Annotated in this window: 25 protein-coding genes; 19 read left to right on the top strand and 6 right to left on the bottom strand. The window is 63.9% G+C overall.

Going from position 1 to position 25,723, the window contains the following annotated elements; genetic code table 11:
- Nucleotides 1-10 precede the first annotated feature (10 nt).
- The 4 genes from moeA to ACTJLC_RS20060 all read right to left on the bottom strand — a co-directional run bounded on the left by moeA (nt 11) and on the right by ACTJLC_RS20060 (nt 6,614).
- Nucleotides 11-1,315: a molybdopterin molybdotransferase MoeA gene (gene moeA / locus ACTJLC_RS20075; RefSeq protein WP_073431814.1), complete on the bottom strand. Its 1,305-nt coding sequence runs from the start codon at nt 1,313-1,315 to the stop codon at nt 11-13.
- 74 nt (nt 1,316-1,389) lie between these two features.
- A complete protein-coding gene (mobA, locus tag ACTJLC_RS20070; protein WP_073431779.1) occupies nt 1,390-2,004 on the bottom strand; it encodes a molybdenum cofactor guanylyltransferase MobA in 615 nt (204 codons plus the stop codon).
- A gap of 10 nt (nt 2,005-2,014) precedes the next feature.
- Nucleotides 2,015-3,124 carry a GTP 3',8-cyclase MoaA gene (gene moaA / locus ACTJLC_RS20065; protein WP_310133727.1) on the bottom strand — a complete coding sequence of 370 codons (1,110 nt, stop codon included), beginning with the start codon at nt 3,122-3,124 and terminating at the stop codon, nt 2,015-2,017.
- 193 nt (nt 3,125-3,317) lie between these two features.
- On the bottom strand, nt 3,318-6,614 hold the full coding sequence (locus ACTJLC_RS20060; protein WP_310133731.1) for an Rne/Rng family ribonuclease: 3,297 nt from the start codon (nt 6,612-6,614) through the stop codon (nt 3,318-3,320).
- A 732-nt stretch (nt 6,615-7,346) separates the two neighbouring features.
- Here ACTJLC_RS20060 and ACTJLC_RS20055 point away from each other — a divergent pair.
- Genes ACTJLC_RS20055 through ACTJLC_RS20040 form a run of 4 tightly spaced genes read left to right on the top strand, consistent with a single transcriptional unit; the run spans nt 7,347 to nt 10,452 of the window.
- Complete coding sequence (locus ACTJLC_RS20055; protein ID WP_073431782.1) at nt 7,347-8,372, top strand: RluA family pseudouridine synthase; 1,026 nt, start codon at nt 7,347-7,349, stop codon at nt 8,370-8,372.
- Nucleotides 8,365-9,024, top strand: a complete 660-nt coding sequence (locus ACTJLC_RS20050; protein WP_073431783.1) for an HAD-IA family hydrolase — start codon at nt 8,365-8,367, stop codon at nt 9,022-9,024. The genes ACTJLC_RS20055 and ACTJLC_RS20050 overlap by 8 nt, the downstream gene beginning before the upstream one ends.
- Complete coding sequence (locus ACTJLC_RS20045) at nt 9,021-9,422, top strand: Rieske (2Fe-2S) protein (RefSeq protein WP_073431784.1); 402 nt, start codon at nt 9,021-9,023, stop codon at nt 9,420-9,422. Before ACTJLC_RS20050 ends, ACTJLC_RS20045 begins: the two co-directional genes overlap by 4 nt.
- Before the next feature lie 25 nt (nt 9,423-9,447).
- A complete protein-coding gene (locus ACTJLC_RS20040; protein ID WP_073431785.1) occupies nt 9,448-10,452 on the top strand; it encodes a S49 family peptidase in 1,005 nt (334 codons plus the stop codon).
- Nucleotides 10,453-10,508: 56 nt separating this feature from the next.
- On the opposite strand, the gene ACTJLC_RS20035 is transcribed toward ACTJLC_RS20040, so the two are convergent.
- Nucleotides 10,509-11,228, bottom strand: a complete 720-nt coding sequence (locus ACTJLC_RS20035; RefSeq protein WP_073431786.1) for an SAM-dependent methyltransferase — start codon at nt 11,226-11,228, stop codon at nt 10,509-10,511.
- Nucleotides 11,225-11,842 (bottom strand): Maf-like protein, encoded by a 618-nt coding sequence (locus ACTJLC_RS20030; protein WP_073431787.1) that lies wholly within the window; start codon nt 11,840-11,842, stop codon nt 11,225-11,227. The genes ACTJLC_RS20035 and ACTJLC_RS20030 overlap by 4 nt, the downstream gene beginning before the upstream one ends.
- Before the next feature lie 212 nt (nt 11,843-12,054).
- Here ACTJLC_RS20030 and ACTJLC_RS20025 point away from each other — a divergent pair, with 212 nt between their 5' ends.
- From ACTJLC_RS20025 to lepA, 15 genes are all read left to right on the top strand, one after another.
- Complete coding sequence (locus ACTJLC_RS20025) at nt 12,055-12,699, top strand: DUF177 domain-containing protein (RefSeq protein WP_073431788.1); 645 nt, start codon at nt 12,055-12,057, stop codon at nt 12,697-12,699.
- A 101-nt stretch (nt 12,700-12,800) separates the two neighbouring features.
- Complete coding sequence (rpmF, locus tag ACTJLC_RS20020) at nt 12,801-12,980, top strand: 50S ribosomal protein L32 (RefSeq protein ID WP_006051932.1); 180 nt, start codon at nt 12,801-12,803, stop codon at nt 12,978-12,980.
- Nucleotides 12,981-13,152: 172 nt separating this feature from the next.
- Nucleotides 13,153-14,259, top strand: a complete 1,107-nt coding sequence (gene plsX, locus ACTJLC_RS20015; RefSeq protein WP_073431789.1) for a phosphate acyltransferase PlsX — start codon at nt 13,153-13,155, stop codon at nt 14,257-14,259.
- Nucleotides 14,259-15,248, top strand: coding sequence for a beta-ketoacyl-ACP synthase III (locus ACTJLC_RS20010; protein WP_083086583.1), 990 nt, complete (start codon nt 14,259-14,261; stop codon nt 15,246-15,248). The genes plsX and ACTJLC_RS20010 overlap by 1 nt, the downstream gene beginning before the upstream one ends.
- A gap of 79 nt (nt 15,249-15,327) precedes the next feature.
- Nucleotides 15,328-16,263 (top strand): ACP S-malonyltransferase, encoded by a 936-nt coding sequence (gene fabD, locus ACTJLC_RS20005; protein WP_073431791.1) that lies wholly within the window; start codon nt 15,328-15,330, stop codon nt 16,261-16,263.
- Nucleotides 16,264-16,336: 73 nt separating this feature from the next.
- Nucleotides 16,337-17,086, top strand: coding sequence for a 3-oxoacyl-ACP reductase FabG (gene fabG, locus ACTJLC_RS20000; protein ID WP_083086585.1), 750 nt, complete (start codon nt 16,337-16,339; stop codon nt 17,084-17,086).
- A gap of 151 nt (nt 17,087-17,237) precedes the next feature.
- A complete protein-coding gene (gene acpP, locus ACTJLC_RS19995) occupies nt 17,238-17,477 on the top strand; it encodes an acyl carrier protein (protein ID WP_004197638.1) in 240 nt (79 codons plus the stop codon).
- Between the two features lie 218 nt (nt 17,478-17,695).
- Nucleotides 17,696-18,934: a beta-ketoacyl-ACP synthase II gene (fabF, locus tag ACTJLC_RS19990; protein WP_073431793.1), complete on the top strand. Its 1,239-nt coding sequence runs from the start codon at nt 17,696-17,698 to the stop codon at nt 18,932-18,934.
- Between the two features lie 143 nt (nt 18,935-19,077).
- The gene (locus ACTJLC_RS19985; RefSeq protein ID WP_310133741.1) at nt 19,078-19,437 is read left to right on the top strand and encodes a protein YgfX; all 360 of its coding nucleotides are present in this window, start codon (nt 19,078-19,080) and stop codon (nt 19,435-19,437) included.
- Nucleotides 19,438-19,537: 100 nt separating this feature from the next.
- The gene (gene rpoE, locus ACTJLC_RS19980) at nt 19,538-20,137 is read left to right on the top strand and encodes an RNA polymerase sigma factor RpoE (RefSeq protein WP_073431795.1); all 600 of its coding nucleotides are present in this window, start codon (nt 19,538-19,540) and stop codon (nt 20,135-20,137) included.
- 82 nt (nt 20,138-20,219) lie between these two features.
- The gene (locus ACTJLC_RS19975) at nt 20,220-20,846 is read left to right on the top strand and encodes a sigma-E factor negative regulatory protein (RefSeq protein WP_310133744.1); all 627 of its coding nucleotides are present in this window, start codon (nt 20,220-20,222) and stop codon (nt 20,844-20,846) included.
- A 4-nt stretch (nt 20,847-20,850) separates the two neighbouring features.
- On the top strand, nt 20,851-21,894 hold the full coding sequence (locus ACTJLC_RS19970; RefSeq protein WP_310133746.1) for a MucB/RseB C-terminal domain-containing protein: 1,044 nt from the start codon (nt 20,851-20,853) through the stop codon (nt 21,892-21,894).
- 34 nt (nt 21,895-21,928) lie between these two features.
- A complete protein-coding gene (locus tag ACTJLC_RS19965; RefSeq protein ID WP_440844932.1) occupies nt 21,929-23,446 on the top strand; it encodes a DegQ family serine endoprotease in 1,518 nt (505 codons plus the stop codon).
- Nucleotides 23,447-23,448: 2 nt separating this feature from the next.
- Complete coding sequence (locus ACTJLC_RS19960) at nt 23,449-23,691, top strand: glutaredoxin family protein (RefSeq protein WP_310133750.1); 243 nt, start codon at nt 23,449-23,451, stop codon at nt 23,689-23,691.
- Nucleotides 23,692-23,921: 230 nt separating this feature from the next.
- Entirely contained in the window at nt 23,922-25,715 is a 1,794-nt protein-coding gene (lepA, locus tag ACTJLC_RS19955) for a translation elongation factor 4 (protein WP_073431798.1), read from the top strand.
- The last annotated feature ends 8 nt before the right edge of the window (nt 25,716-25,723 follow it).

Raw genomic sequence — 25,723 nt, 5'->3', positions numbered from 1 at the left:
GGGCGAGGCGTCAGATGAGGCCGTCGAACAACATGATAGCGACGCGCTCTCCCTCGGCAATGTCGCCTTCATCGTGCCCGAGCACGATGAAACAATTCGCCTCGCTCATCGAACTCAGCACGCCGGAGCTTTGCGAACCGGTTGGCGTGACGTGCCATTGCCCCTGCGCGTCTCGTGCGGCGACGCCGCGCTGGAATTCGGTGCGCCCGGCGCGCTTGCGGATCGCCTGGCGGCTGGCGGCGTGAATGACCGGCAGCGGCTGCGGCGTCGCGCCCGACATCAGCAACAGCGCCTCGCGCACGATCTGATAGAACGTCACCATCACCGCGACCGGGTTGCCCGGCAAACCGAAGAATAGCGCGGGAAGCCCGAGCCCCGGTCGCTCGCCGGACCAGACGCGGCCGAAAGCGAGCGGCCGGCCGGGTCGCATTGCCAGGTTCCAGAAGGCGACGTCGCCGAATGTCTGCAGCAGTTGTTTGGTGAAATCCGCCTCGCCGACCGAGACGCCGCCCGAGGTCAACACCACGTCGGCGCTGGCCGCGGCGCTGCGCAGCGCGGCCTTTAGCGCGGCGGGCTCGTCGCGCACCACGCCGAGATCGAGCGTGTCCATGTTCAGGCGCCGGAGCATCGCGAACAGCGTGTAGCGGTTGCTGTCGTAGACGGAACCCGGGTCGAGCGGTTCGCCGAGCGAGCGCAATTCGTCGCCGGTCGAGAAGAAGGCGACGCGCAAGCGCCGCCGCACGTTGACTTCCCCGATACCAAGCGACGCCAGCAGGCCGAGGTCCGACGCCCGCATGATGCGCCCGGCGCGCAGTGCCGCATGACCGCGCGCGAGGTCTTCACCGGCGCGGCGCCGGTTGGCGCCGGCGGCGACGGCATTCGCCGCGAAGTGGATCGAGGCGGCGTCGGCGGCCCGTTCGACGAGCTCCTGCGGCACCACCGTGTCGCAGTCCGCCGGCATCGAGGCGCCCGTCATGACGCGCACGCATTGCGTCGCCGCCTCCACGCGGCCCGCGAACGGATGCCCGGCCAGCGCCTTGCCGACGATCGCCAACTCGACGGCGGACGCATTGCTTGCCAGCGCCGCGCGGTTGAACGCGTAGCCGTCCATCGCGGAGTTGTCGTGCGAGGGGACGTCGATCGGCGACACGATATCGGCGGCCAGCACGCGGTCGAGCGCGTCGCGCAACGGCACGCGTTCGATTGCCGTGACCGGCGTCGCCCACTGCCGGACGATCGCCTGGGCGGCCGAAACCGGTAGCGCGTGGGGATCGTACTGCGCGACGCAGCGGGAAAATTCGTTAAGCGTGGTCATGAAGAGCTGGACGTCGCGGCCGAAGGCGGGAGCGGCTGTTGCCGTGCGGCCGGAGCGGGATTTCAACCGGGGCCTCAATGACGCTCGAGGTCGGCGAGTTCTTGTAACGAATTGATATTGTAAAACGCGCGCTCGTCGGTAAAGGCGACTTCCACCGTCTTGTGGCGCGCGTACCACGCGCGCACCTTGCGCTCACCGGCGTCCAGAAAGGCGGACAGGTCGTCCGCGAGATCGGTGCGCAGCAACGCGAACACCGGATGAAGGGAGACTTGACCTTGCGCGTCGCAGGTCGTGACCGTGGCGATGTCGGCCTCGCTCGAATCGAGCGCATGCGCGAGGCGGGTGCCGAGGTCGTCGGGCAGGCCCGGCGTGTCGCACGGCGCGCTGAGCACGTAAGCGCTGCCGGCCGCGCGCAGCCCCGCGAGCAGCCCGGCCAGCGGGCCGGGAAAGCCGGGCAGGGTATCGGCCACTACCGTGGCGCCGAACGGCGCGCCAAGCGCGGCGTACGCCTCGGGATGACGATTGGCGCTGATCAGCAGCGCGCCGGCTTGCGGCGCGAGGCGCTTCAGCACATGCGCGGCGAGCGGTTCGCCATGCAGCGCCTGCAGACCCTTGTCGGCACCGCCCATGCGCATGCCGCGGCCGCCGGCGAGCACCAGCCCCGTGATGTGTTCGCGGCCTGGCTTCATGCGCCGCGGCTCAACCGCCGATGTACGACATTTCCACGCGGCGGCCTTCCTGCGCGTGGGGTTCGGCTGCGCTGCTGCCGCGCAGTTGCGAATAACGATCGCCGCGGCTTTGCCAGATTTCGGCGACGGCGGTGGCGATCTCGGCGTCGCTCGCCCCGGCGCGCAGCAACGCACGCAGATCGTGACCGGACGATGCAAACAGACACAGATACAGCTTGCCCTCGGTCGATAGACGCGCTCGCGTGCAACTGCCGCAAAAGGCGCGCGTCACACTCGAAATCACGCCGATCTCGCCGCTGCCGTCGGCATAACCCCAGCGCTGGGCGGTCTCGGCAGCGCTGTGCGCTTCGAGCGGCACGAGCGGGAAATGCTCGGCAATGCGCGCGACCACGTCGGCGGACGGCAGCACCTCGGTCATGTTCCAGCCGTTCGAACTGCCGACGTCCATGTATTCGATGAAGCGCAGCACCGCGCCGGAGCCTTTGAAATGGCGCGCCATCGGCAGGATCTCGCTGTCGTTGGTGCCGCGCTTGACCACCATGTTGACCTTGACCGGCGCGAGGCCGACCGCTTGCGCCGCGGCGATGCCCTCCAGTACGTCCGCCGCGGCGAAGTCGGCGTCGTTCATGCGGCGAAACAGCGTGTCGTCGAGCGCGTCGAGACTCACGGTCACGCGGCTCAGGCCGGCGTCTTTCAGGCTTTGCGCCTTGCGCGCGAGCAGCGAGCCGTTGGTGGTCAGCGTCAGATCGAGCGGGCGGCCTGCCGGCGTGGAGAGCCGCGCGAGCCGTTCGATCAGGAATTCGAGGTTTTTACGCAGTAGCGGCTCGCCGCCCGTGAGCCGGATTTTCTCGACGCCATGCGCGACGAAGAGCCGCGCGAGGCGCTCGATTTCCTCGAAGCTCAGCAACGCGCTGTGCGGCAGGAACGCGTAGTCCTTATCGAACACGGCGCGAGGCATGCAGTAGACGCAGCGGAAATTGCAGCGGTCCGTCACCGAAATGCGCAGGTCGCGCAGCGGCCGGGCGAGCGTATCGTGCAACGTGCCGCTGGGCGCCTGCGCCGGGCCGGAGATGACCGGCACCGCGCTAAGATCGGCAACAGGGATGATGCGTCGGGACATGAATGGCCTGGCTCGGTGCTGGAATGAAAAGCGGCCTGTTCATTCTATCGGAAATGCATTGCGCGACTGATGGAGCCCTGGCGCCTCTGCGGGTATACGGGGAGCCGCGTTCGGCGCGGTGTCCAACCTGCTTTCCTCGCGCATAAAAAAAGCCCGCCGATGAAGGCGGGCTTTTCGAGGACGACAGGGCGGCTTACTGCGTGTGCTTGCCCGTTTCCACTTGTTGCATCGGCGCGCTATCGAGCGGCGGCAACGGCTTGCGCTCGCGCACCACGCGGGCCGGCTTGGCCGCCTGCGCAGCGGCTTCCTGGGCTGCGCGCAGCTTCTCGGCGTCGGTGTTCACCCAGACGAGACCGGCTTGTTCCAGCACCGGTTTCAGGGCTTCCGCCGACACGGCGCCATTGCGTACCGCGTGCGGAGCCTGTGTCGCCAGCGGTGCGGCGGCGACAGGCGCCTCGGCCGCCGCGGGTTTCGCAGGTTCCGCCGGTTCCGCCGCCGGCGTAACCGCTGCCACGATCGGCTGCGGTTCGACGATCTCGGCTTGCGGCGCCGGCTCGGTGGCCGGCGTCTCGACCACTGCGGCCGGAGCCACGGTTTCCACCGGAGCCGGTGCGGCTTGCGCCTCGACAGCCGGAGCCGGTGCGGGCGCTTCAGCCTGCGCCTGAACCGGAGCTTCGGCACGTGCGACCGGTTCGACCAGCGAAACGGTTTCACTTGCGGCCGGCGTCGCTTGCGCGGCTTCAACGGGTGCCGCGGCGGCTTGCGCAACCGGCGTTTCCGTTGCCGGTTCGACTGCCGCCGGTGCCGCCGGCGCCTCTGCGACCGGAACGACCGTTTCTGTCCTGGCGGCCTTCTCGGCGGCCAGAGCCGGCGTCTCGGTTGCCGCGTGCAGTTCGCTCACCACAGCGGACTCAGTGGCGACAGCTGCGACCACGACTTCCACCGGCGTCACCTGCTTCGCTTCGTCGGCTTCGGCGCTGACTTCGGCCCTATGCTCGACTGGCTGATGCATCGTGCGCACCGGCGCTTCGTCGGTCACGCTGACGTTCTGGCCTTCAGCTTCCGCGACATCGGCGGCCAGATTGCCGTTCACGTCTTCTTCACGCTCACGACGGCCACCGCGACGGCCGCGACGGCGGCGGCGACGCTCTTCACCTTCACGCGCCACCGCTTCCTGATCGGCCGGCGCACCGCTTTCGCCCAGTGCGACCTGCTTTTGCGCCAGTTCTTCCGCCGCTTGCGCGTCCGGCTGCGTCGTTAGCGCATCCGTGGTTTCCGCTTGCTGCTTGCGGCGCTCGCCGCGTTCGACACGCTCGCCCCGTTCACGGCGTTCGCCGCGTTCCGGACGCTCGCCCCGCGGTGCGCCTTCGACGGTTTCCGTGCGCTCGGCGCCGCGATTGTCGCGGTCACGGTTTTCACGGCCCTCGCGACCTTCGCGCGGCTCACGGCCTTCGCGGCCGGCACGCGGTTCACGCGGCTCACGTGCTTCACGCGGCTCACGGCCTTCACGCGGCTCACGGCCTTCACGCGGTTCGCGTTCCTCGCGACGCGCCGACGGCTGCTGCCCTTGAGCCTGACGGCCGCCGCCCGTGCCTTCGCCACGGCCCGCCGCATCGCGGCCGGCTGCGCCGCCACGGCGATTCCGGTTGCGATCGCCACCGCGTTCGCCGGTGCGCTCACCGCGCTCCGTGCGCTCGCCGCGTTGCGGACGCGCTTGCTTCTCGGCGGTGGCCGGCGCCGCGGGCGCCGGGGCTGCCGGCTGCATGCCGAACAGATTTTTCAGCCAGCCGATGAAGCCGCCGCCAGCGGGCGTCACCGCGACCGGAGCCGGGGCTGTCGCCACCGGGCGAACCGGCGCGCTCGGCGCGGGCTTCTCCGGCGTGATGCCCTTGACCGCCGCTTCCTGCTTCGGCTTCACTTCCTCGGTGCGCTTGCTGTAACCGGTTTCCGATTCCAGTTCGCGGGCCGCTTCCTCGGCCATCTTCCACGAAGCGCGCGGTTCGTCGAGGCGTGCATCGTCGTGACGCAGGCGCTCCAGCTTGTAGTGCGGCGTGTCGAGGTGCTTGTTCGGCACCAGCACGACGTTGACCTTGAAGCGCGACTCGATCTTGTTGATTTCCGAGCGCTTTTCGTTCAACAGGAAGGCGGTGACCTCGACCGGCACCTGGCAGTGGATCGCCGCGGTGTTCTCCTTCATCGCTTCTTCCTGAATGATCCGCAGCACTTGCAGCGCGGACGATTCGGTATCGCGGATGTGGCCCGTGCCGTTACAGCGCGGGCAGGTCACGTGGCTGCCTTCCGACAAGGCCGGGCGCAGACGCTGGCGCGACAGTTCCATCAGGCCGAAGCGCGAGATCTTGCCCATCTGGACGCGCGCGCGGTCGTGCTTCAAGGCGTCTTTCAGGCGCTGCTCGACTTCGCGCTGGCTCTTGGCCGATTCCATGTCGATGAAGTCGATCACGATCAGGCCGCCCAGGTCGCGCAGGCGCAACTGGCGGGCCACTTCGTCGGCGGCTTCGAGGTTGGTGCGCGCGGCGGTTTCCTCGATGTCGGCGCCCTTGGTGGCGCGCGCCGAGTTCACGTCGATCGCGACCAGTGCTTCCGTGTGGTCGATCACGATCGCGCCGCCCGAGGGCAGCGGCACCGTGCGCGAGTACGCCGTTTCGATCTGGTGTTCGATCTGGAAGCGCGAGAAGAGCGGCACGTCGTCGTGATACCGCTTCACCTTGCTGACATTGTCGGGCATCACGATGTCCATGAAGGCGCGGGCCTGGTCATGGATTTCGGTGGTGTCGATCAGGATTTCGCCGATATCGGGCTGGAAGTAGTCGCGAATCGCGCGGATCACGAGGCTCGATTCGAGATAAATCAGCATCGGCTGACCGGCCGAACCGCTTTGCGACGCGGCTTCGATCGCGCGCCACAATTGCATCAGGTAGTTCAGGTCCCACTGCAGTTCTTCGGCGGAACGGCCGATGCCGGCCGTGCGCGCGATGATGCTCATGCCTTCCGGCAATTGCAACTGCGCCATGGTTTCGCGCAGTTCCTGACGGTCGTCGCCTTCGATACGGCGCGATACGCCGCCGCCGCGCGGGTTGTTCGGCATCAAAACGAGATACCGCCCGGCGAGCGAGATGAACGTGGTGAGGGCCGCGCCCTTGTTGCCGCGCTCTTCCTTTTCGACCTGAACGATCAGTTCCTGACCTTCTTTCAGGGCGTCCTGGATGCGCGCGGAGCGCATGTCGACGCCGTCGCGGAAGTACTGGCGGGCGACTTCCTTGAACGGCAGAAAACCGTGGCGGTCTTCGCCGTAGTTGACGAAACAGGCTTCGAGCGACGGCTCGATGCGGGTAATGATGCCCTTGTAGATATTGCCTTTGCGCTGTTCGCGGCCGGCGGTTTCGATGTCGATATCGATGAGTTTTTGCCCATCGACGATGGCGACGCGCAGTTCTTCCTGCTGCGTCGCATTGAACAACATGCGTTTCATTGAACGGCTCCAGAGCGGCTTAGCCTGGCCCCTGGCCGCGCGGTTGTCAGTCGCGAGAGCGCAGGGGGCAACGGCATGCCGCGCCTTATTGTGTTTTCACAAGCACGCTGGAGCGGGAAAATTGGCGGGAGAATTGCCTGAGAGGGCCCGGCCCATTGAACATGGGCGCGGTGCCGCAGGGCACATGCGAACACGGCTTCAAATAACGACCCGACACGCCGCGGGTTCTGCCAGCAGACCTTCATAAGCCATTCGTCCACTCGCGCCGGTGCGCCGACTGGGCGCGTGACCGGAGGGTCGAAGGCTGCGGTCATGCCGCAACGGGAAGTTCGCGCAAGCGGCGCGTCTTTTCCTGCTGGGGGTGTCTCGCCTCATTTTGACGTCGCCATGTCTTGTACTTTCTACAAGACGCCTTGGGCGCACGCCGTATTTTCGCAACCGGCAGCTTCGTACAGCAGGGCGTCAGACCGCCCGATACCGAAGCTGAAAGTTAAATTCTTTTTTACCAAAATTCCGTTACCGTCGAAGCCGACCTTGACCGAACGCGCCTGTGGGCGCCGTCCCTGCCGGGCACTGACTTCGTGCGTGCAACTTGTTGCATCTCATTTTGAGGGTGAGCAACCAGACCCCGGCGCAAGTAAAATAACGGTTTATCGCTTGCACCCGCGCAATCCGCCCGAATTCCGGACACTGCGCCGGCCGCCGCAGACTGCTGGGCAAATTATATTCAGAATGAAAGAGTTAGGCAAAATATCCCAGAAATCGGTCGCAAGCGACCAGGTCTCGATGATCGAGATCGACGACAGTGCGGCCGGACAGCGCATCGACAATTTTCTGTTGCGCGTCTGTAAAGGCGTGCCGAAAAGCCATATTTACCGCATCCTGCGCAGCGGGGAAGTGCGGGTCAACAAGGGCCGGATCGACGCGCAGTACCGTCTCGAGCTTGGCGACCTGGTGCGCGTGCCGCCCATTCGGGTCGCCCAGCACAATGAGCAGATCACGCAAGCGGCGGTGCCGTCGGCGCAGTTCAGGATCATTTTCGAGGACGAGCATCTGCTGGTCATCGACAAACCGGCCGGCGTGGCGGTGCATGGCGGCAGCGGTGTCGCCTTCGGCGTGATCGAACAGATGCGCGAGGCGCGGCCGCAGGCGAGATTTCTCGAACTGGTGCATCGGCTGGATCGCGAGACCTCCGGCATCCTCATGCTCGCGAAGAAGCGCGCCGCGCTCGTCGATCTGCACGAGCAGATTCGCGAGAACCGGATGGATAAGCGCTACTATGCGTGCGTTCACGGCGATTGGGCGAGCGATTGGGGCCGCCGCCGCGCGGTCAAGGAACCGCTGCACAAGTACCTGACAGCAGACGGGGAGCGGCGCGTGCGGGTGCAGGCGGATGGCCTCGCGTCGCACACGGTCTTCAATCTGATCGACCGCTGGCCGGAGTACGCGCTGCTCGAGGCGGAACTGAAAACCGGCCGCACGCACCAGATTCGCGTGCATTTGCAGCATCTGGAGCTGCCGATCGTCGGCGACGCCAAATACGGCGACTTCGCGCTGAACAAGGCGCTGGCGCGCGCCAACGCCAGGCCGGGCTTGAAGCGCATGTTCCTGCATGCCTACCGGCTCAAGCTCACGCACCCGGCAACCGGCGCGCCGCTGCAACTGGAGGCGCCGTTGCCAGCCGAGTGTCGCAGCTTCATCGCGCAGCTCAACGAATTACGAAATGGGTCACACCCGGAGACGTCCACGCATGGCTAGAGAGCAATTTGACCTGATCGTCTTCGACTGGGACGGGACGCTGATGGATTCGACCGCTCACATTACGCGCAGCATCCAGGCGGCGTGCCGCGACCTGGGCTTGCCCGTGCCGGCCGACGAGGCCGCGAGCTACGTCATCGGTCTCGGACTGCGCGACGCGCTGCAAATCGCCGCGCCCACGCTCGATCCGGTGGAGTATCCGCGTCTCGCCGAGCGCTACCGCTTCCATTATCTGGTCAAGGATCAGACCACCGAGCTGTTCGTCGGCGTGCGCGAGATGCTGCAGGAATTGCGCGACCAAGGTTATCTGCTGGCCGTGGCGACGGGCAAGAGCCGCGTCGGGCTGAACCGCGCGCTCGACCAGTCGCGCCTGACCAGCCTGTTCGACGGTACGCGCTGCGCGGACGAAACCTTTTCGAAGCCGCATCCGGCCATGCTGCACGAACTCACGCGCGAACTGGGGCAGGACCCGCTGCGCACAGTGATGGTCGGCGATACCACGCACGATCTGCAAATGGCGATCAATGCGGGCGTCGCCGGCATCGGCGTGACTTACGGCGCGCATCCGGCGGGCTCCTTGAGCGCTTTGTCGCCGAAATTCGTCGCCTCCAGCGTCAGTGTGCTGTCCGGTTGGCTGCGAGAGAACGCATGAGTGCGGGCGTGGCTGAGGCGGCGCAAGCTGTCCGCGTGTGCGCCGCTGACGAACTGTTGGACGGCGGCGCTGGCGTGCGCCGCGCCGCGCGGCTCGCGAACGACGAGGTCGTGGTGTTTTTTGTTCGCTACGACGGCCGCGCCTACGGTTATCTGAACCGCTGCGCCCACGTGCCGATGGAGCTCGACTGGGCCGAGGGACAGTTCTTCGAATCGTCAGGTTTATACTTGATGTGCGCTACACATGGCGCGATTTACGCGCCCGATACGGGCAAATGCGTCGGTGGCCCCTGCCGCGGCGGCAGATTACGCCCCGTCCAAGTGGAAGAACGCGATACGCCCGAAGGCCGTGCCGTATTCTGGCTGCCGGACGGCGAACTGCGCCCCCTCATGCCCTGATTCCCTTCTCTTTCCATTGCACCGCATGTCCGACAATTTGACTCCCGAGCCGAAGGAACCCTCCCTGACTGGCCGCCCCCGTACCTCCGCCGATGAGCCGGGCTGGGAGCGCGCCGCGCTCGAACGCATTGCGCTCGCGGCGATCCACGAACAGCGCGCGGCGCGCCGCTGGAAGATCTTCTTCCGTTTCATCTTTCTGGCCGTCGTGCTGCTTGCCGTCTGGGGTCTGTTCGATTTTTCCGGCGACAAGGTTGCCGTCGCGGGACGCCACACGGCGATGATCGCACTCGACGGCGAAATCTCCGCCGATACCACCGCGAACGCCGAAGACGTTGCAACCGCCTTGCGAAGCGCGTTCAACGACTCCGGCACGGCCGGCGTGATCCTGCGCTGCAACAGTCCGGGCGGAAGTCCGGTGCAGGCGGGCATCATTTATAGCGAGATTCGCCGGTTGCGCGCCAAGCATCCGTCCACTCCGCTGTACGTCGTGGTGGGAGATATGTGCGCGTCCGGCGGTTACTACGCGGCCGCGGCGGCCGACAAGATCTACGTGGACAAGGCGAGCATCGTCGGCTCGATCGGCGTGCTGATGGATAGCTTTGGCTTCACCGGCCTGATGGACAAGCTGGGGGTCCAGCGGCGACTGCGCACGTCCGGTGAGAACAAGGGCTTTTTCGATCCGTTCTCGCCGGAAACGCCGAAGATGGATCAGCATGCGCAGGAGTTGCTCGACCAGATTCACGCGCAGTTCATCGAGGCGGTGCGCGAGGGCCGCGGCAAGCGCCTTCATGAAACGCCGGACATGTTCTCTGGCCTGTTCTGGACGGGTCAGAAAAGCGTCGAACTGGGTCTTGCCGACGGTTTTGGCGATGCCAATTTCGTCGCACGCGACATCATCAAGGCGCCGGATATCGTCGACTACACGGTGAAGGAAAGCATCACGGACCGCGTCGCGCGGAAGTTCGGCGCGGCGGTCGGCAGCGGCGCCGTGCATGCGATGGCGTTGGGCGGGAAGTTCAACCTGCGGTGATCCGTTGTGAAAAAAGCCCTGCGCAATGCGATTGCGCAGGGCTTTTGCGTGTGAGCTTAGACGGCCAGAATGAGGAAGATTGCCGGCCGCTTGTGCAGATCGAGCGCTGACTTCTTCTTCCAGTCGGCCACGCTGTGGCTGGCGATGGTTTCCGTCTCCAACGTCAGATCGACTGCGACGCAAACGAGCGTCGACGGCGCGCACGTCGCCAGCACGGTGTCTAGCAGCGCACGATTCCGATATGGCGTTTCGATAAAAATCTGCGTTTGCTTACCCTTGCGCGATTGCAGTTCGAGTTCCCTCAGGCGCTTGGCGCGCTCGGTGGGCTCGACCGGCAAGTAGCCGTGAAACGCAAAACTCTGGCCGTTCAGGCCGGAAGCCATCAAGGCCAGCAGAATCGAACTGGGTCCGACAAACGGCACGACTTTCACGCCGCGCTCATGCGCGCGGCGCACCAGCAGCGCGCCAGGGTCCGCGACCGCCGGACAGCCGGCTTCGGAGACGAGGCCCGCGTCGGTGCCCGCCAGGAGCGGCGCGAGCAGCTTGTCGATCTCGCCAGCCGGCGTGTTGACGTTCAGTTCGCGAATTTCGATTTCCTGAATCGGCCGTTCGGTGCCGACTTTCTTCAGGAAAGCGCGGGTGGTTTTCGCGTTTTCGCCAATGTAGTAGTGCAGCGACGCCGCGCGGGCGCGCACCGGCGCCGGCAGGACGGCGTCGAGCGCGTCGGCGTCGCCTTCGCCGAGCGTGTTCGGGATCAGATAAAGGGTGCCGGTCATTGCGCCCCCAGGAGTGGAAAGTCCACCGCGAGCAGCATGCGCGACAGTGCGATCAACGGCAGGCCGACGAGTGCCGTCGGGTCGTCGGAATGAATGGCCTCGAGCAACGCGATGCCGAGTCCCTCGGATTTTGCGCTGCCCGCGACGTCGTAAGGCGTTTCCGCCCGCAGATAGGCGTCCAGCGCGGCGTCCGGCAGATCGCGGAACCGCACGCGGGTCATCACGTCGGCCGTCTGCGCTGCTGCCGAGCGGCTATCGAATAGGCACAGCGCGCTGTGGAACAGCACTTCGCGGCCGCGCATCGCCCGCAACTGCGCGAGCGCGTTTTCGTGCGTGCCGGGTTTGCCGATCTGCAAGCCGTCGTAGGTGGCGACCTGGTCCGAGCCGATCACGAGCGCGGCCTCGCCGGCGGGGAGTCCCGCCGCCACCGCGCGAGCCTTCGCCTCGGCGAGCCGCAGCGCAGTGATGTCGGGTGTTTCGCCAGCGAAGGCTGTTTCGTCGATTGCGGGCACGGCGACGTCGAACGGCACGCGCAGGCGTTCCAGCAGTTCGCGGCGATACGGCGAACTGGACGCCAGAATCAGGCGCGGCGGGCGATTGGGGGAATCTGGCATGGTCAACCAACGGCTAGAGAGGCGGGACGTACGGGCTTGCGCGGAACTCGCGCGTGTACGGGCTTAAGTGTTTGACTCAAAAAGACAAAACGGATATGATTTTGGGCTTTTCATCGGTATGCTATTGCGCGGGCGGGCTTTTTTACAGAGTTCGCGGGCTGCAATATAAACCCGGTTATCCCGGCGAAATCCTTGCCGACGCAGGAGCGCACATGACTCAACATCCTGGCAACCCTGCTGGTCTGTCCGACCCGCATGAGCTCGATCTGTTCGAATTTGCGCGGAGTGGGCGGCAGGCCGCAGGTGTCGTGCGCGTCTCGCAACTGCCGCGCATGTTAAACGAAGTCCCGGCAGAAGCGCCAGATCGCGATACCGCGTTCACCTGGCAAGCCGAAGGGGCGACGCAGCCGGAATTGCAGGATGACGGCACCGAGGGTCCCCAGCCTTATTTGAGGATGGCGGTTCACGGCGCGGCATGGCTCGAATGTCAGCGGTGCATGACACCGTATTCGCAGGCGTTCAATGTCGATGCAACTTACCGGATCGTCAGCACCGAGGCGGAAGCCGAAGAGTTTCCGCTCGACGAGGATGAAGTCGAGGTGATCGTCGGCTCGCGCCAGTTCGATCTCATCGACTTGATCGAAGAAGAGTTGCTGCTTTCCTTGCCGCTCGTGCCCAAGCACGAGGTCTGCCCCGAAGTGCACGAGAGCCTCGTCTCTGGTGTGGCCGGTGCGGAAGGCGAGGGCGACGAGAGCGCGCAGGACGAGGCTGATGCGGGCGGCGAACCCGAACGGCCCAATCCGTTCGCGGCGCTCAAGGATCTCAAGCGCGGCGAGCCGGACGACAAGAAGCACTGATCAGTTGCATGGGAGCGCGATGCGGGCGCCTTGGCCATTTGGCCAGTGGCGGAGACCGGATCGGGCTGTGTTAGAATTCGGAAAATTTTTAGGAGTTAGTCATGGCAGTTCAACAAAATAAGAAGTCGCCGTCGAAGCGCGGCATGCACCGTTCGCACGATTTCCTGACGGCAGCGCCGTTGGCAGTGGAGCCGAGCACGGGCGAAGTGCATCTGCGTCACCACGTTAGCCCGAACGGCTACTATCGCGGCAAGAAAGTCGTCAAGACGAAGAACGACTAATCGTTTCACTGCGTTGCGCCCCTTGGCGTTTCGCGTGGCGATCGGCTCGCTTGACATTTTCCCGGCTCGGCAAAAAGGCGGCATTCAACTGCCGCTTTTTTGTGTCGATCGCAGTTGGCGCTTTGGCACCTGCCGCGATCCCAAGCAGGGTGCCTGAAATTCGTCGCACTCCATGACAGTAAAGCTCACGATAGATTGCATGGGAGGCGACCACGGCCCGTCCGTGACCGTTCCCGCTGCCGTCAGCTTCGTTCGTTCGCATCCCGACGCGCAACTGCTGCTCGTCGGCATTGAAACTGCGATTCGTGCGCAGCTCAAGAAGCTGAAGGCTCAGGACCTGCCGGCGCTGACCGTCGTGCCCGCTTCCGAGATCGTCGCCATGGACGATCCGGTCGAAGTCGCGCTGCGCAAGAAAAAAGACTCGTCCATGCGCGTGGCGCTCAATCGCGTCAAGGAAGGCGAGGCGCAAGCCTGTATTTCCGCTGGCAACACCGGCGCGCTGATGGCGGTCTCGCGTTACGTGCTGAAAACGCTCTCGGGCATCGAACGCCCGGCGATCGCGTCGGCATTGCCCAATCCCAATGGCTACACGATGATGCTCGACCTGGGCGCCAACGTCGACTGCGAGCCGCAGCATCTGCTGCAGTTCGCGGAGATGGGGCACGCGCTCGTGTCGGCGCTCGAGGGCCGCGACCGGCCCACCATCGGCCTGCTCAACATCGGTGAAGAAGTCATCAAGGGCAACGACACCATCAAACGTGCCGGCGAATTGCTGCGCGCGAGTACACTTAACTTTCACGGCAACGTTGAAGGCAACGACATCTTCAAGGGCACGGTCGACGTGATCGTCTGCGACGGTTTTGTCGGCAACGTCGCGCTCAAGACGTCGGAAGGCCTCGCGCAGATGCTCTCCAACATCATCAAGGAAGAGTTCGGCCGTTCGTGGCTCACGAAGGTGATGGCGGTGCTCGCATTGCCGGTGTTGATGCGCTTCAAGAAGCGCGTCGATCATCGGCAATACAATGGGGCCGCGCTGCTCGGCTTGCGCGGGCTGGTCATCAAAAGCCACGGTTCGGCGGACGCCTATGCGTTTGAGTGGGCTATCAAACGCGGGTATGATGCCGTCAAAAACGGCGTGCTGGAACGCCTTGCGCGAGCAATGGAGGAGAACGCGGGTTCTCTGGAACAGGCCGCGCGCGAAGCAAGCGGTGCGGGTCACGCAAGCCCGATCGCAGGCCAGCCGGCCGAGCCCTACGCTGCGCAATCCTCGAAGGCATAATGGCTCAATCGACAATTTATTCCCGCGTGCTGGGCACCGGCAGCTACCTGCCACCCGCGCGCGTCACCAATCAGGATCTGGCGGACCGTCTCGCCAGGCAGGGCGTCGAGACGAGCGACGAATGGATCGTTGCCCGCACGGGCATCCACGCGCGCCACTTCGCGGAGCCTGACGTCGCCACCAGCGATCTGGCGTTGTTCGCCTCACAGCGCGCGATCGAGGCGGCCGACATCGATCCGCAGTCAATCGATCTGATCATTGTTGCAACGTCCACGCCCGACTTCGTGTTTCCGAGTACCGCGTGTCTGTTGCAAAACAAGCTCGGCATCAAGAACCACGGCGCCGCGTTCGACGTACAGGCGGTCTGTTCCGGCTTCGCCTATGCGGTCGCGATGGCGGACAGCCTGATTCGCGGCGGCCAGCATCGCACGGCACTGGTGGTCGGCGCGGAAACCTTCTCGCGCATTCTCGATTTCAACGACCGCACCACCTGCGTGCTGTTCGGCGACGGCGCGGGCGCGGTGATTCTGCAAGCGTCCGAAGAACCGGGCGTACTCGCTAGCGCATTGCATGCGGACGGCAGCTATTCGAACATTCTTTGCACGCCGGGTAACGTGAACGGCGGCATAGTGGCCGGCAGCGCGTTTCTTCATATGGACGGTCAGGCGGTATTCAAGCTCGCCGTCAACGTGCTCGAAAAGGTCGCGGTCGAGGCGCTCGAGAAAGCCAATCTGTCGGCCGAGCAGATCGATTGGCTGATTCCGCATCAGGCCAATATCCGCATCATGCAAAGCACCTGCCGCAAGCTCCACTTGCCGCAGGAACGCATGGTCGTCACGGTGGGCGAGCACGGCAACACGTCGGCTGCGTCCATTCCGCTTGCATTCGACGTCGCGGTGCGCGACGGCCGCATCAAGCGCGGCCAGAACGTGCTGATCGAAGGCGTCGGCGGCGGCTTCACCTGGGCCGCGTCGGTTATCCGCTACTGATAGCGACGACGAACCACGGGCGCCGTTTGCGGCGCCGTCGCGGCTACCCACATCTGATCAAACCGATTTTGGGGACGATATGAAATTTGCGTTCGTTTTTCCTGGGCAAGGTTCGCAGTCGGTCGGCATGCTCAATGCATTCGCCGATCACGCGGTCGTGCGTGAAACGGTTCAGGAAGCATCCGACGCGCTCAATCAGGACATCGGCAAATTGATCGCCGAGGGTCCCGCCGAAGATCTCAATCTCACCACCAACACGCAACCCGTCATGCTCATCGCGGCATACGCGATTTATCGCGCATGGCAGGCGGCGGGCGGTCCCAAACCCGCGATCGTCGCTGGTCACAGCCTCGGCGAATACACGGCGCTGGTCGCGGCCGGCGCGCTCGCGTTTCGCGATGCCGTGCCGCTCGTGCGTTTTCGCGCGCAAGCCATGCAAACGGCGGTGCCCGTCGGTGAGGGCGGCATGGCCGCGATTCTCGGCCTCGACGACGACGCGGTGCGCGCGGTGTGCGCGGAAGCGTCGGTGGCGGGCGTCGTCGAGGCGGTCAATTTCAATGCGCCGGCGCAAGTCGTGATCGCCGGTCACAAGGCCGCGATCGAAAAAGCTTGTGAGATCGCGAAGGCGAAGGGCGCAAAGCGCGCATTGCCGCTGGCGGTGTCGGCGCCGTTCCACTCGTCGCTGCTCAAGCCGGCGTCGGATCAATTGCGGGAATATCTGGCAAGCGTCAATGTGCAAGTGCCGTCGATTCCCGTAATCAACAACGTCGACGTCGCGGTGGTCAACGAACCGGCCAAAATCAAGGATGCGCTGGTGCGTCAGGCGGCCGGCGCGGTGCGTTGGGTCGAAAGCGTTCAGGCGATGGCGGCGCAGGGCGTCACGCATGTGATCGAATGCGGGCCGGGCAAGGTCCTTGCGGGATTGACCAAGCGAATCGACGGCAACCTGGTCGGCGCGTCGGTGTTCGATCCGGCCTCGCTCGACGAGACGCTCAAGCTGGTGACGGCGGGCTGATCGCCGCGTCATCACCGCCAGAACTCCACATCAAGAACCAATCAGCCCTTCGAAAGGGTATCCGGACCGACAGATGGACAAGACTCTCGACAAGCAGATCGCAATCGTGACGGGCGCCTCGCGCGGCATCGGCCGTGCGATCGCGCTGGAACTGGCGCGCCAGGGCGCGACCGTGATCGGCACGGCGACCAGCGAAAGCGGCGCGACCGCCATCACCGAAGCCTTCAAGGCAGCCGGCGTGAACGGCCGCGGCGCGGTGCTCAACGTGAACGACGCGGCCGCAGCCGAGGCGTTGATCGACGGCACGGTGAAGGAATTCGGCGCGCTGCACGTGCTGGTGAACAACGCCGGCATCACGCAGGACCAACTCGCAATGCGCATGAAGGACGACGATTGGGACGCGGTGATCGACACCAATCTCAAGTCGGTGTTCCGCCTGTCGCGGGCGGTGCTGCGTCCGATGATGAAGGCGAAGGGCGGCCGCATCATCAACATCACGTCCGTGGTCGGGTCGGCCGGCAACCCGGGGCAGGTCAACTACGCTGCCGCGAAAGCGGGCGTCGCGGGAATGACACGCGCGCTCGCGCGCGAGATCGGCAGCCGCGGCATCACCGTGAATTGCGTGGCGCCGGGCTTCATCGACACCGACATGACCAAGAGTCTGCCGGAAGAGCAGCAAACCGTGCTGAAGACGCAGATTCCGCTCGGCCGCCTCGGTAGTCCCGAAGACATCGCGCACGCGGTCGCATTCCTCGCGTCGCCGCAAGCCGGCTACATCACCGGCACGACATTGCATGTGAACGGCGGAATGTACATGTCGTAGCCAAATTCGGTTACTATCCGCGCCTTGATGCGTTTGCAAAAGCGTAAGGCGCATGCCTTGACAGGAACCCGATGCGCCGCTTTTTTGCCGGGTCAAACCTGATAAAATGCGCGCACCTGTATTTTTGAACTTCTTTTCCCTTGGAGGGGTAATGGACAATATCGAACAGCGCGTCAAGAAGATCGTCGCAGAACAACTGGGCGTTGCAGAAGCTGAAATCAAGAACGAAGCTTCGTTCGTGAACGACCTCGGCGCCGACTCGCTCGACACCGTTGAACTCGTGATGGCCCTCGAAGACGAATTCGGCATGGAAATTCCGGATGAAGAAGCCGAGAAGATCACCACCGTTCAGCAAGCGATCGACTACGCTCGCGCGAACGTCAAGGCCTAAGGTCATTCGCGCCTGTGTTTCTGCGTTGGCGGCGTGTGACGCCCTGCCGCGTCGGTTGCCGACGTCAGCGGGGTTAGGGCTTTTTGCCGTGCAGGAGCCAGCGATGTTGACAGCGCAACTTTCGCGCGATTGCCGACTTAACAGCCACAGGGCATACAGGGCAGGTTCCTGTGGTCGCTGTGGCTTTTGCTTTTGTCATCTATGAAAAAGGGGTTACCGTGAGCCGCCGTCGTGTTGTTGTTACAGGCCTGGGGCTGATTTCGCCTGTTGGCAATAATGTTGCCGACGGCTGGGCCAATCTGGTCGCCGGCAAGTCGGGTATTGCCAATATCACGAAGTTCGACGCGTCGAACTTTTCCACTCGTTTCGCCGGCGAGGTGAAGGGCTTCAATATCGAGGACTACATCCCCGGTAAAGAGGCGCGCCACATGGATACGTTCATCCACTACGGCGTGGCTGCAGGCATCCAGGCGATGCAGGACAGCGGGCTCGAAGTCACCGACGAGAATTCGGAGCGCATCGGCGTGGTGGTGGGTTCGGGTATCGGCGGCCTGCCGATGATCGAAGTGACGCAAACTGAACTGCTCAATCGCGGCCCGCGCCGCATTTCGCCGTTCTTCGTGCCGGCGTCGATCATCAACATGATTTCGGGCCATCTGTCGATCAAGTTCGGCATCAAGGGTCCGAATCTCGCGATCGTCACCGCGTGTACCACTGGCCTGCACTGTATCGGCGAGGCTTCGCGCCTGATCGAATACGGCGACGCCGACGTGATGATCGCCGGCGGTGCGGAATCCACCGTGTCGCCGCTCGGCATCGGCGGCTTTGCCGCGGCGCGCGCGCTGTCGCAACGCAATGACGATCCGGCCACGGCGAGCCGTCCGTGGGACAAGGACCGCGACGGCTTCGTGCTGGGCGAGGGCGCGGGCGTCATGGTGCTGGAGGAGTACGAGCACGCCAAGGCGCGCGGCGCGAAGATCTACGCCGAAATCAGCGGTTATGGCATGAGCGGCGACGCCTACCACATGACCGCGCCGCTCGAAGACGGCGACGGCGCACGCCGCTGCATGTTGGCCGCGCTGAAGAACGCGGGCATCAACTCGGATCAGGTGAATTATCTGAACGCGCACGGCACGTCCACGCCGCTCGGCGACCTGGCCGAAACTACCGGCATCAAGCGCGCATTCGGCGATCACGCCAAGGACATGGTCGTGAACTCGACCAAGTCGATGACGGGTCACCTGTTGGGCGGCGCCGGCGGTCTTGAGTCCGTGTTCACCGTGCTGGCCGTGCATCACCAGGTGTCTCCGCCGACGATCAACATCTTCAACCAGGACCCGGCCTGCGATCTCGACTACTGCGCCAACACCGCGCGCGAGATGAAGATCGACGTCGCGCTGAAGAACTCGTTCGGGTTCGGCGGCACGAACGGCACGCTGGTCTTCAAGCGCGCCTGATCGCCCGATCGTTGGTGACGACACGCCAGTCCGCGACGCCGGCTCCGCCGGCGGCTTCCCTTGAATCGGCAACGCCCGACGGAGCGTCGCAACGGATCGCGTTGCGGCGCTCCGTTACGCTACGCACTGCGGCGGCGGTTTTCGTGCTGATCGCGACACTGGCCGTCTACACATGTCTCGCCGCGCGCCTGGGCGCGTGGTGGGCGGTTCCGTTGACGCTCGCCGCATGCGCGCTGCTCGTGCTGGGCGCGGCCAGACATGAGCTTGCGCGGCCCGTCGCGTTCAAACTCGGGCCGGACGGCTTGTCCGCATGGGATGGCGCTGGAAATCTGCTCGCCCAAGGGCGCATTGCCGGTTGTTCGCAGTGGACCGGTCGTTTGCTGGTTCTGGCCCTCGCGCCGGATCATGGGCGGCCATGCACGCTGATGGTCGCCGTCGATGCGATTCCCGCGTCTGCCTTCCGGGAACTGGCGGTGCTGGGCCGGCGTGGCGCCGGCGCGTGACTGTAACGACTGTAACCGTGTTACCGGCGTAACTTGCCGCAATGTCTGGGGCGCTACAATGGTGCCCCTCCATGCGCCCTATAGTTAACGGATTTATCAGGTGAGCGAAAAAGAAATTGATCAGGTGCTGGTCGAGCGCGTCCAGAAGGGCGACAAGGCCGCGTTCGAGCTTCTGGTCTCCAAATACCACCGCAAGATTCTCCGGCTCATCTCGCGCCTCGTGCGCGACCCCGCCGAAGTGGAAGACGTTGCCCAGGACGCCTTCATCAAGGCATACCGGGCCTTGCCGCAGTTTCGCGGGGACTCGGCCTTTTACACGTGGTTGTACCGGATTGCGGTCAACACGGCAAAGAACTACCTTGCGACCCAAGGCCGGCGCGCTCCGACCTCGACCGAAGCGGATGCTGAAGAAGCTGAAACTTTCTCGGATGCCGACCAACTAAGGGATATCAACACGCCTGAGTCGATGTTGATGAGCAAGCAGATCGCAGAGACGGTCAATGCTGCGATGGCGGTTTTACCGGAAGAGCTGCGCACCGCCATTACTCTTCGTGAAATTGAAGGTTTGAGCTACGAGGAAATTGCCGAGATGATGGGTTGCCCGATTGGCACCGTCAGATCACGAATTTTCCGCGCTCGCGAAGCCATTGCGGCAAAATTGCGTCCGTTGCTTGACACACCTGAAGGCAAGCGCTGGTAAGTTACCGGCTCGCCGAACGGGCGCGGGTGCAATCTCTGGATTAGTGGTGTCACTACGGGGTATTTGTAAGATGGGGAGCATCATGGGGTCGATCTCGATGCAATCGCAAGCCAGTTCGCGCGGCGAGCGTCTGTCCGCTTTTGTCGACGGTGAATTCGGCGAAGAGCATCTGAATCTCAACAAGTTTCTTTCCGAGCTCGACGGCGAGGATCGTGCCGGCTGGTCGAGCTATCACCTGATCGGCGACGCGTTGCGTTCCGACGATCTGGCGGTTAGCCCGGCGGTGAGCCGCTCGTTTCTGAGCGGTTTCGCCGCGCGCTTCGAAAACGAACCGCATGTGCTCGCGCCTGAGGCGATGCCGATCGCGCGCCGCTTATTGGCGCTGCGTCGCCGTGTGGTGCCGGCCTTTGCCGTGGCTGCCGCCGCCGCGACGCTCACATGGATCGTCGTGCCGCAACTACAAGGTGTACCGGGCGGGCCGGGCGCGGCGCAGGTCGCGTCGGTTCAGTCGCAAGGTGCGCTGCAACGGGTGGCGATGGCGTCCGCGCCGGCGGCTACCGTTCAGACCGTCGCACAAGACGCCAACATCATTCGCGACGCCAGTCTCGATCAGTATCTGGAAGCGCACCAGCAATTCGCGCAACAACCGGCCATGCCGGGCTCGATGCCGCTGATTCGTGCCGCGGCGGTCACTACGCAAGGCCAATAGTTTGATGCAGACTCCGCGGTTGAATAAAACGACTATTTGGGGGCGGCTGCCGGCATTTTTATTCTGCGCAGCCGTGTTGTTGTCCGCTACACCGCGGGTTTTTGCACAAACCGACGATCCGCTCACCGTTCGTCGCACGGCCGCGGATATGCTCGATCGCATCCATCAGGCCGCGCAACAGCAGAACTACGAGGGCGCGTTCGTTTATCAACGCGGCAATTTCGTTCAGACATCGCGGATATCGCATTATGCGACCCGCGCCGACGGCGAATACGAGCAACTCGAAAGCCTCGACGGCAAGCCGCGCAGGATGCTTCGTCATAACGAGGATCTCTACACGTTTGTGCCGGAGCGGCGTCTGTGCGTAGTCGAAAAGCGCCAAAACAAGGACTCATTCCCGGCGCTGCTCGCGGTAAGCGGCGAGCAGGTGCTGTCGGTCTACGAGCCGAAACTGCTCGGCGACGACCGCGTCGCCGGCATCGACAGCCAGGTGATCGAACTCGATCCGAAAGATGCGTATCGCTTTGCCTACAAACTGTGGGCCGATAAAAAGACTGGCTTGCTGCTGCGGGCGCAGACACTCGACCCAAACGGCCAGGTACTCGAGCAGTTGTCGTTTTCCCAGATTCGCATCGGCGTGCCGGTCGACAAGGCCGCAATCGTCAACGGAATTCGTAATACAGCAGGCTGGACGGTGGTGCGTCCTCCAGTTGAGCCGGTTGATATGGCCGCGCAAGGCTGGCAGATCTCGCCGACGGTTCCCGGATTCCGCAAGATTCGCGAGTTGCGTCGTCCGATGGCCGCGCGGGAAGCCGGCCAGCCGACCATTCCCGTGGACCAGGCCGTGTTCTCCGACGGCCTCGCCGCGATTTCCGTGTTCGTTGAACCGGTCGAGAACAACACGCGCAAAGAGGGCGCGGGCAGTAGCGGCGCGACGCACGTGCTCGTCAAGCGGCGCGGTGACTTCTGGATTACCCTGCTCGGTGAAGTGCCCCAGAGCACATTGCAGCAATTTGCGTCTGCCATAGAATACAAGGCTCCGAAGTAATCCCCGAATCCTGAATCCCTCGGCTTTCTACGATATGACGACTTTCTCGGTGCGCAATTTCCTCGCGGCCGCGGTGGTAGCGGCGTGTTTGCCGCTCGTACCGCATACGGCGTCTGCGGCTCCCGCAGCCAATCTGCCCGATTTCACCGACCTCGTCGACAAAGTCGGCCCGGCGGTCGTCAACATTCGCACGACCACGCGCGTATCGAGCAGCGGTCTGCGTGGCGGTCTACCGCCCGGCATGGACGACGGCGATATGTCGGAGTTCTTCCGCCGCTTTTTCGGCATTCCGATGCCGCAATCACCGCAATCCCCCGGCTCACCTCAAACGCCCGGATCGCCGCGCGGCGGCGGCAGCGGCGGCACGCCGGACTCGCCCGACGGCAGCGATCCGGAACAGAACAGCGGCGTGGGCTCGGGCTTCATTCTGTCGGCGGACGGTTACGTGATGACGAACGCGCACGTCGTCGATGACGCGGACACGATTTACGTCACGCTTACCGATAAGCGCGAATTCAAGGCCAAGCTGGTGGGCGTGGACGATCGAACCGACGTCGCCGTCGTGAAGATCAGCGCCGGCAACTTGCCCACCATTACGATCGGCGACTCGAACAAGGTTCGCGTGGGCGAATGGGTGGTCGCGATCGGCTCGCCGTTCGGTCTTGAGAACACGGTGACGGCTGGCATCGTCAGTGCGAAGGGGCGCGACACGGGCGATTACCTGCCATTCATCCAGACCGACGTGGCTGTCAATCCGGGGAACTCGGGCGGGCCGCTGATCAACATGCAGGGCGAGGTGATCGGCATCAACTCGCAGATCTACAGCCGCACCGGCGGTTTCATGGGCATTTCGTTCGCGATTCCGATCGACGAGGCTATGCGCGTGGCCGATCAACTCAAGGCATCGGGCAAGGTCGTACGCGGCCGGATCGCGGTCGCGATCGGCGAGGTCACCAAGGACGTGGCCGATTCGCTCGGCCTGCCAAAGGCGCAGGGCGCGCTGGTCAGCAGCGTCGAACCGGGCGGTCCGGCGGACAAGGCGGGCGTGCAGCCGGGCGATATCATCCTGAAGTTCAACGGTCATTCGGTCGATACCGCAACGGATCTGCCGCGCATGGTGGGCGACACCAAGCCGGGTACCAAGTCGACGATCACGATCTGGCGCAAGGGCCAGACGCGCGATCTGCCGGTCACGATCGCCGAGATGCAGCCTGACAAGAGCGCGAAGGCGGACCAGAAGAAGCCGCAGCCGCCGAAGCAACGCGCCACGAACGTGCTGGGTGTCGCCGTCAGCGACATCCCCGCGGATCAGTTGAAGGCGCTCAAGCTGCGCAACGGCGTGCAGATCGACGCGGTGGACGGACCGGCCGCGCGCGTCGGGCTGCAAAAGGGCGACATCATCTTGCGTGTGGGCGATACCGACATCACGAGCGCGAAGCAGTTCGACGAAATCAGCTCGCATCTCGATTCGCAGAAGATGGTCGCGCTGCTGGTTCGCCGCGGCGAGACCACGCAGTTCGTGCCGATTCGCCCGCGCAGCGGCACCAAGTAAGCATGGCGGCACCGCTCACGCTCTACGGGCGCGCGTGGTGCCACCTGTGCGAAGACATGCGCGCCGCGCTCGAGCCGTTGTTGGCCGAGTTCGGCGCACAGCTAGAAGTCGTCGACGTCGACGCCGATCCCTCGCTGGAAGCGCGTTACAACGAGTTGGTGCCCGTCCTGGTCTGCGACGGCATCGAGTTGTGCCGCTATCACCTCGACATCGCACGAGTTCGCGCCGCGCTTGCAACGCGTTGAGGTGCGCTGAGTTCAAACGAGGTTGCAGCAACGCGCAACAGGATCAAGCGCGCGCTTTATGAAAATGTTCGCGCCAAGTTCCCCGTCTCTCCTGAGCCGTCTTTCCGCCGCGGCCTCGCAAGATGCGCCGGGCGATAGCCTTTTCGGCTAAAATAGATAGGTTTTTCACCTACTTACAAGGCGTGCTCCGCTATTGTCCGAGCGCGCCTTTTTCGCTTGATCGGTACTGAATGGATCATATTCGTAACTTCTCGATCATTGCGCACATCGACCATGGCAAGTCGACGCTCGCGGATCGCATCATCCAGATCTGCGGCGGCTTGTCCGACCGCGAGATGGAAGCCCAGGTGCTCGACTCGATGGATCTCGAGCGCGAGCGCGGCATCACCATCAAGGCACAAACCGCCGCACTGACGTATCGCGCCCGTGACGGGCAGGTTTACAACCTGAACATGATCGACACGCCGGGCCACGTCGACTTCTCGTATGAAGTCAGCCGCTCGCTGTCCGCCTGCGAAGGCGCGCTGCTGGTCGTCGACGCGAGCCAGGGCGTGGAGGCGCAAACCGTCGCCAACTGCTACACGGCGATCGAACTCGGCGTCGACGTGATTCCGGTGCTCAACAAGATCGACTTGCCGGCGGCAAACCCCGAAAACGCGATCTCCGAAATCGAGGACGTGATCGGCATCGACGCAACGGATGCCACGCATTGCAGCGCGAAAACCGGCCAAGGCGTCGAAGACGTGCTCGAAGCGCTGATCGCAAAAGTGCCGCCGCCCAAGGGCAATCCTGAAGCGCCGCTGCAAGCGCTGATCATCGACTCCTGGTTCGACAATTACGTCGGCGTCGTCATGCTGGTGCGTATCGTCAACGGCACGCTGCGTCCGAAAGACAAGATTCGCATGATGGCGACCGGCGCGCAGTATCCGGTCGAGCATATCGGCGTGTTCACGCCGAAGTCGAAGAATCTCGAATCGTTATCGGCGGGGCAGGTGGGCTTCATCATCGCCGGCATCAAGGAGCTGGCCGCGGCGAAGGTGGGCGACACTGTCACGCTGCTGAACCGTCCGGCCGCCGAGCCGCTGCCGGGCTTCAAGGAAGTGAAGCCGCAGGTGTTCGCGGGGCTCTATCCGGTCGAGGCGAACCAGTACGACGCGCTGCGCGACTCCCTCGAGAAGCTGAAGCTGAACGACGCGTCGCTGCAGTACGAGCCGGAAGTGTCCCAGGCGCTCGGTTTCGGTTTCCGTTGCGGGTTCCTCGGTCTGCTGCATATGGAGATCGTGCAGGAACGTCTCGAGCGCGAGTTCGACATGGACCTCATCACCACGGCTCCGACCGTGGTGTACGAAGTCCTGCAACGCGACGGCACGACCATCATGGTCGAAAATCCGGCCAAGATGCCCGAGCCGTCGAAGATCGAGGAGGTGCGCGAGCCGATCGTCACCGTGAATCTGTACATGCCGCAAGACTACGTCGGCGCGGTGATCACGCTGTGCACGCAGAAGCGCGGCAACCAGATCAACATGCAGTATCACGGCCGTCAGGTGCAGCTCACGTATGAAATTCCGATGGGCGAAGTCGTGCTCGACTTCTTCGATCGTCTGAAGTCGATTTCGCGCGGTTATGCGTCGATGGATTACGAGTTCAAGGAATATCGCGCCTCCGACGTCGTGAAGGTCGACATGCTCATCAACGGCGACAAGGTGGATGCGCTCTCGGTCATCGTGCACCGTTCGCAAAGCCAGTATCGCGGCCGCGAAGTCGCGGCAAAAATGCGCGAACTGATTCCGCGCCAGATGTACGACGTCGCGATTCAAGCCACCATCGGTTCGAACATTATTGCGCGCGAAAACATTAAAGCGTTGCGTAAGAACGTGCTGGCAAAATGCTACGGCGGCGACATTTCACGCAAGAAGAAATTGCTGGAAAAGCAAAAGGCAGGCAAGAAGCGAATGAAGCAGGTCGGGTCCGTCGAGATTCCGCAAGAGGCTTTCCTCGCGATTCTGCGTGTCGAAGACAAATAAGACGAACA

Source organism: Paraburkholderia sp. 22099 (genome assembly GCF_052045835.1).
Classification (GTDB): Bacteria; Pseudomonadota; Gammaproteobacteria; order Burkholderiales; family Burkholderiaceae; genus Paraburkholderia; species Paraburkholderia terricola.
This window is presented reverse-complemented; position numbering and strand designations above follow the sequence as displayed.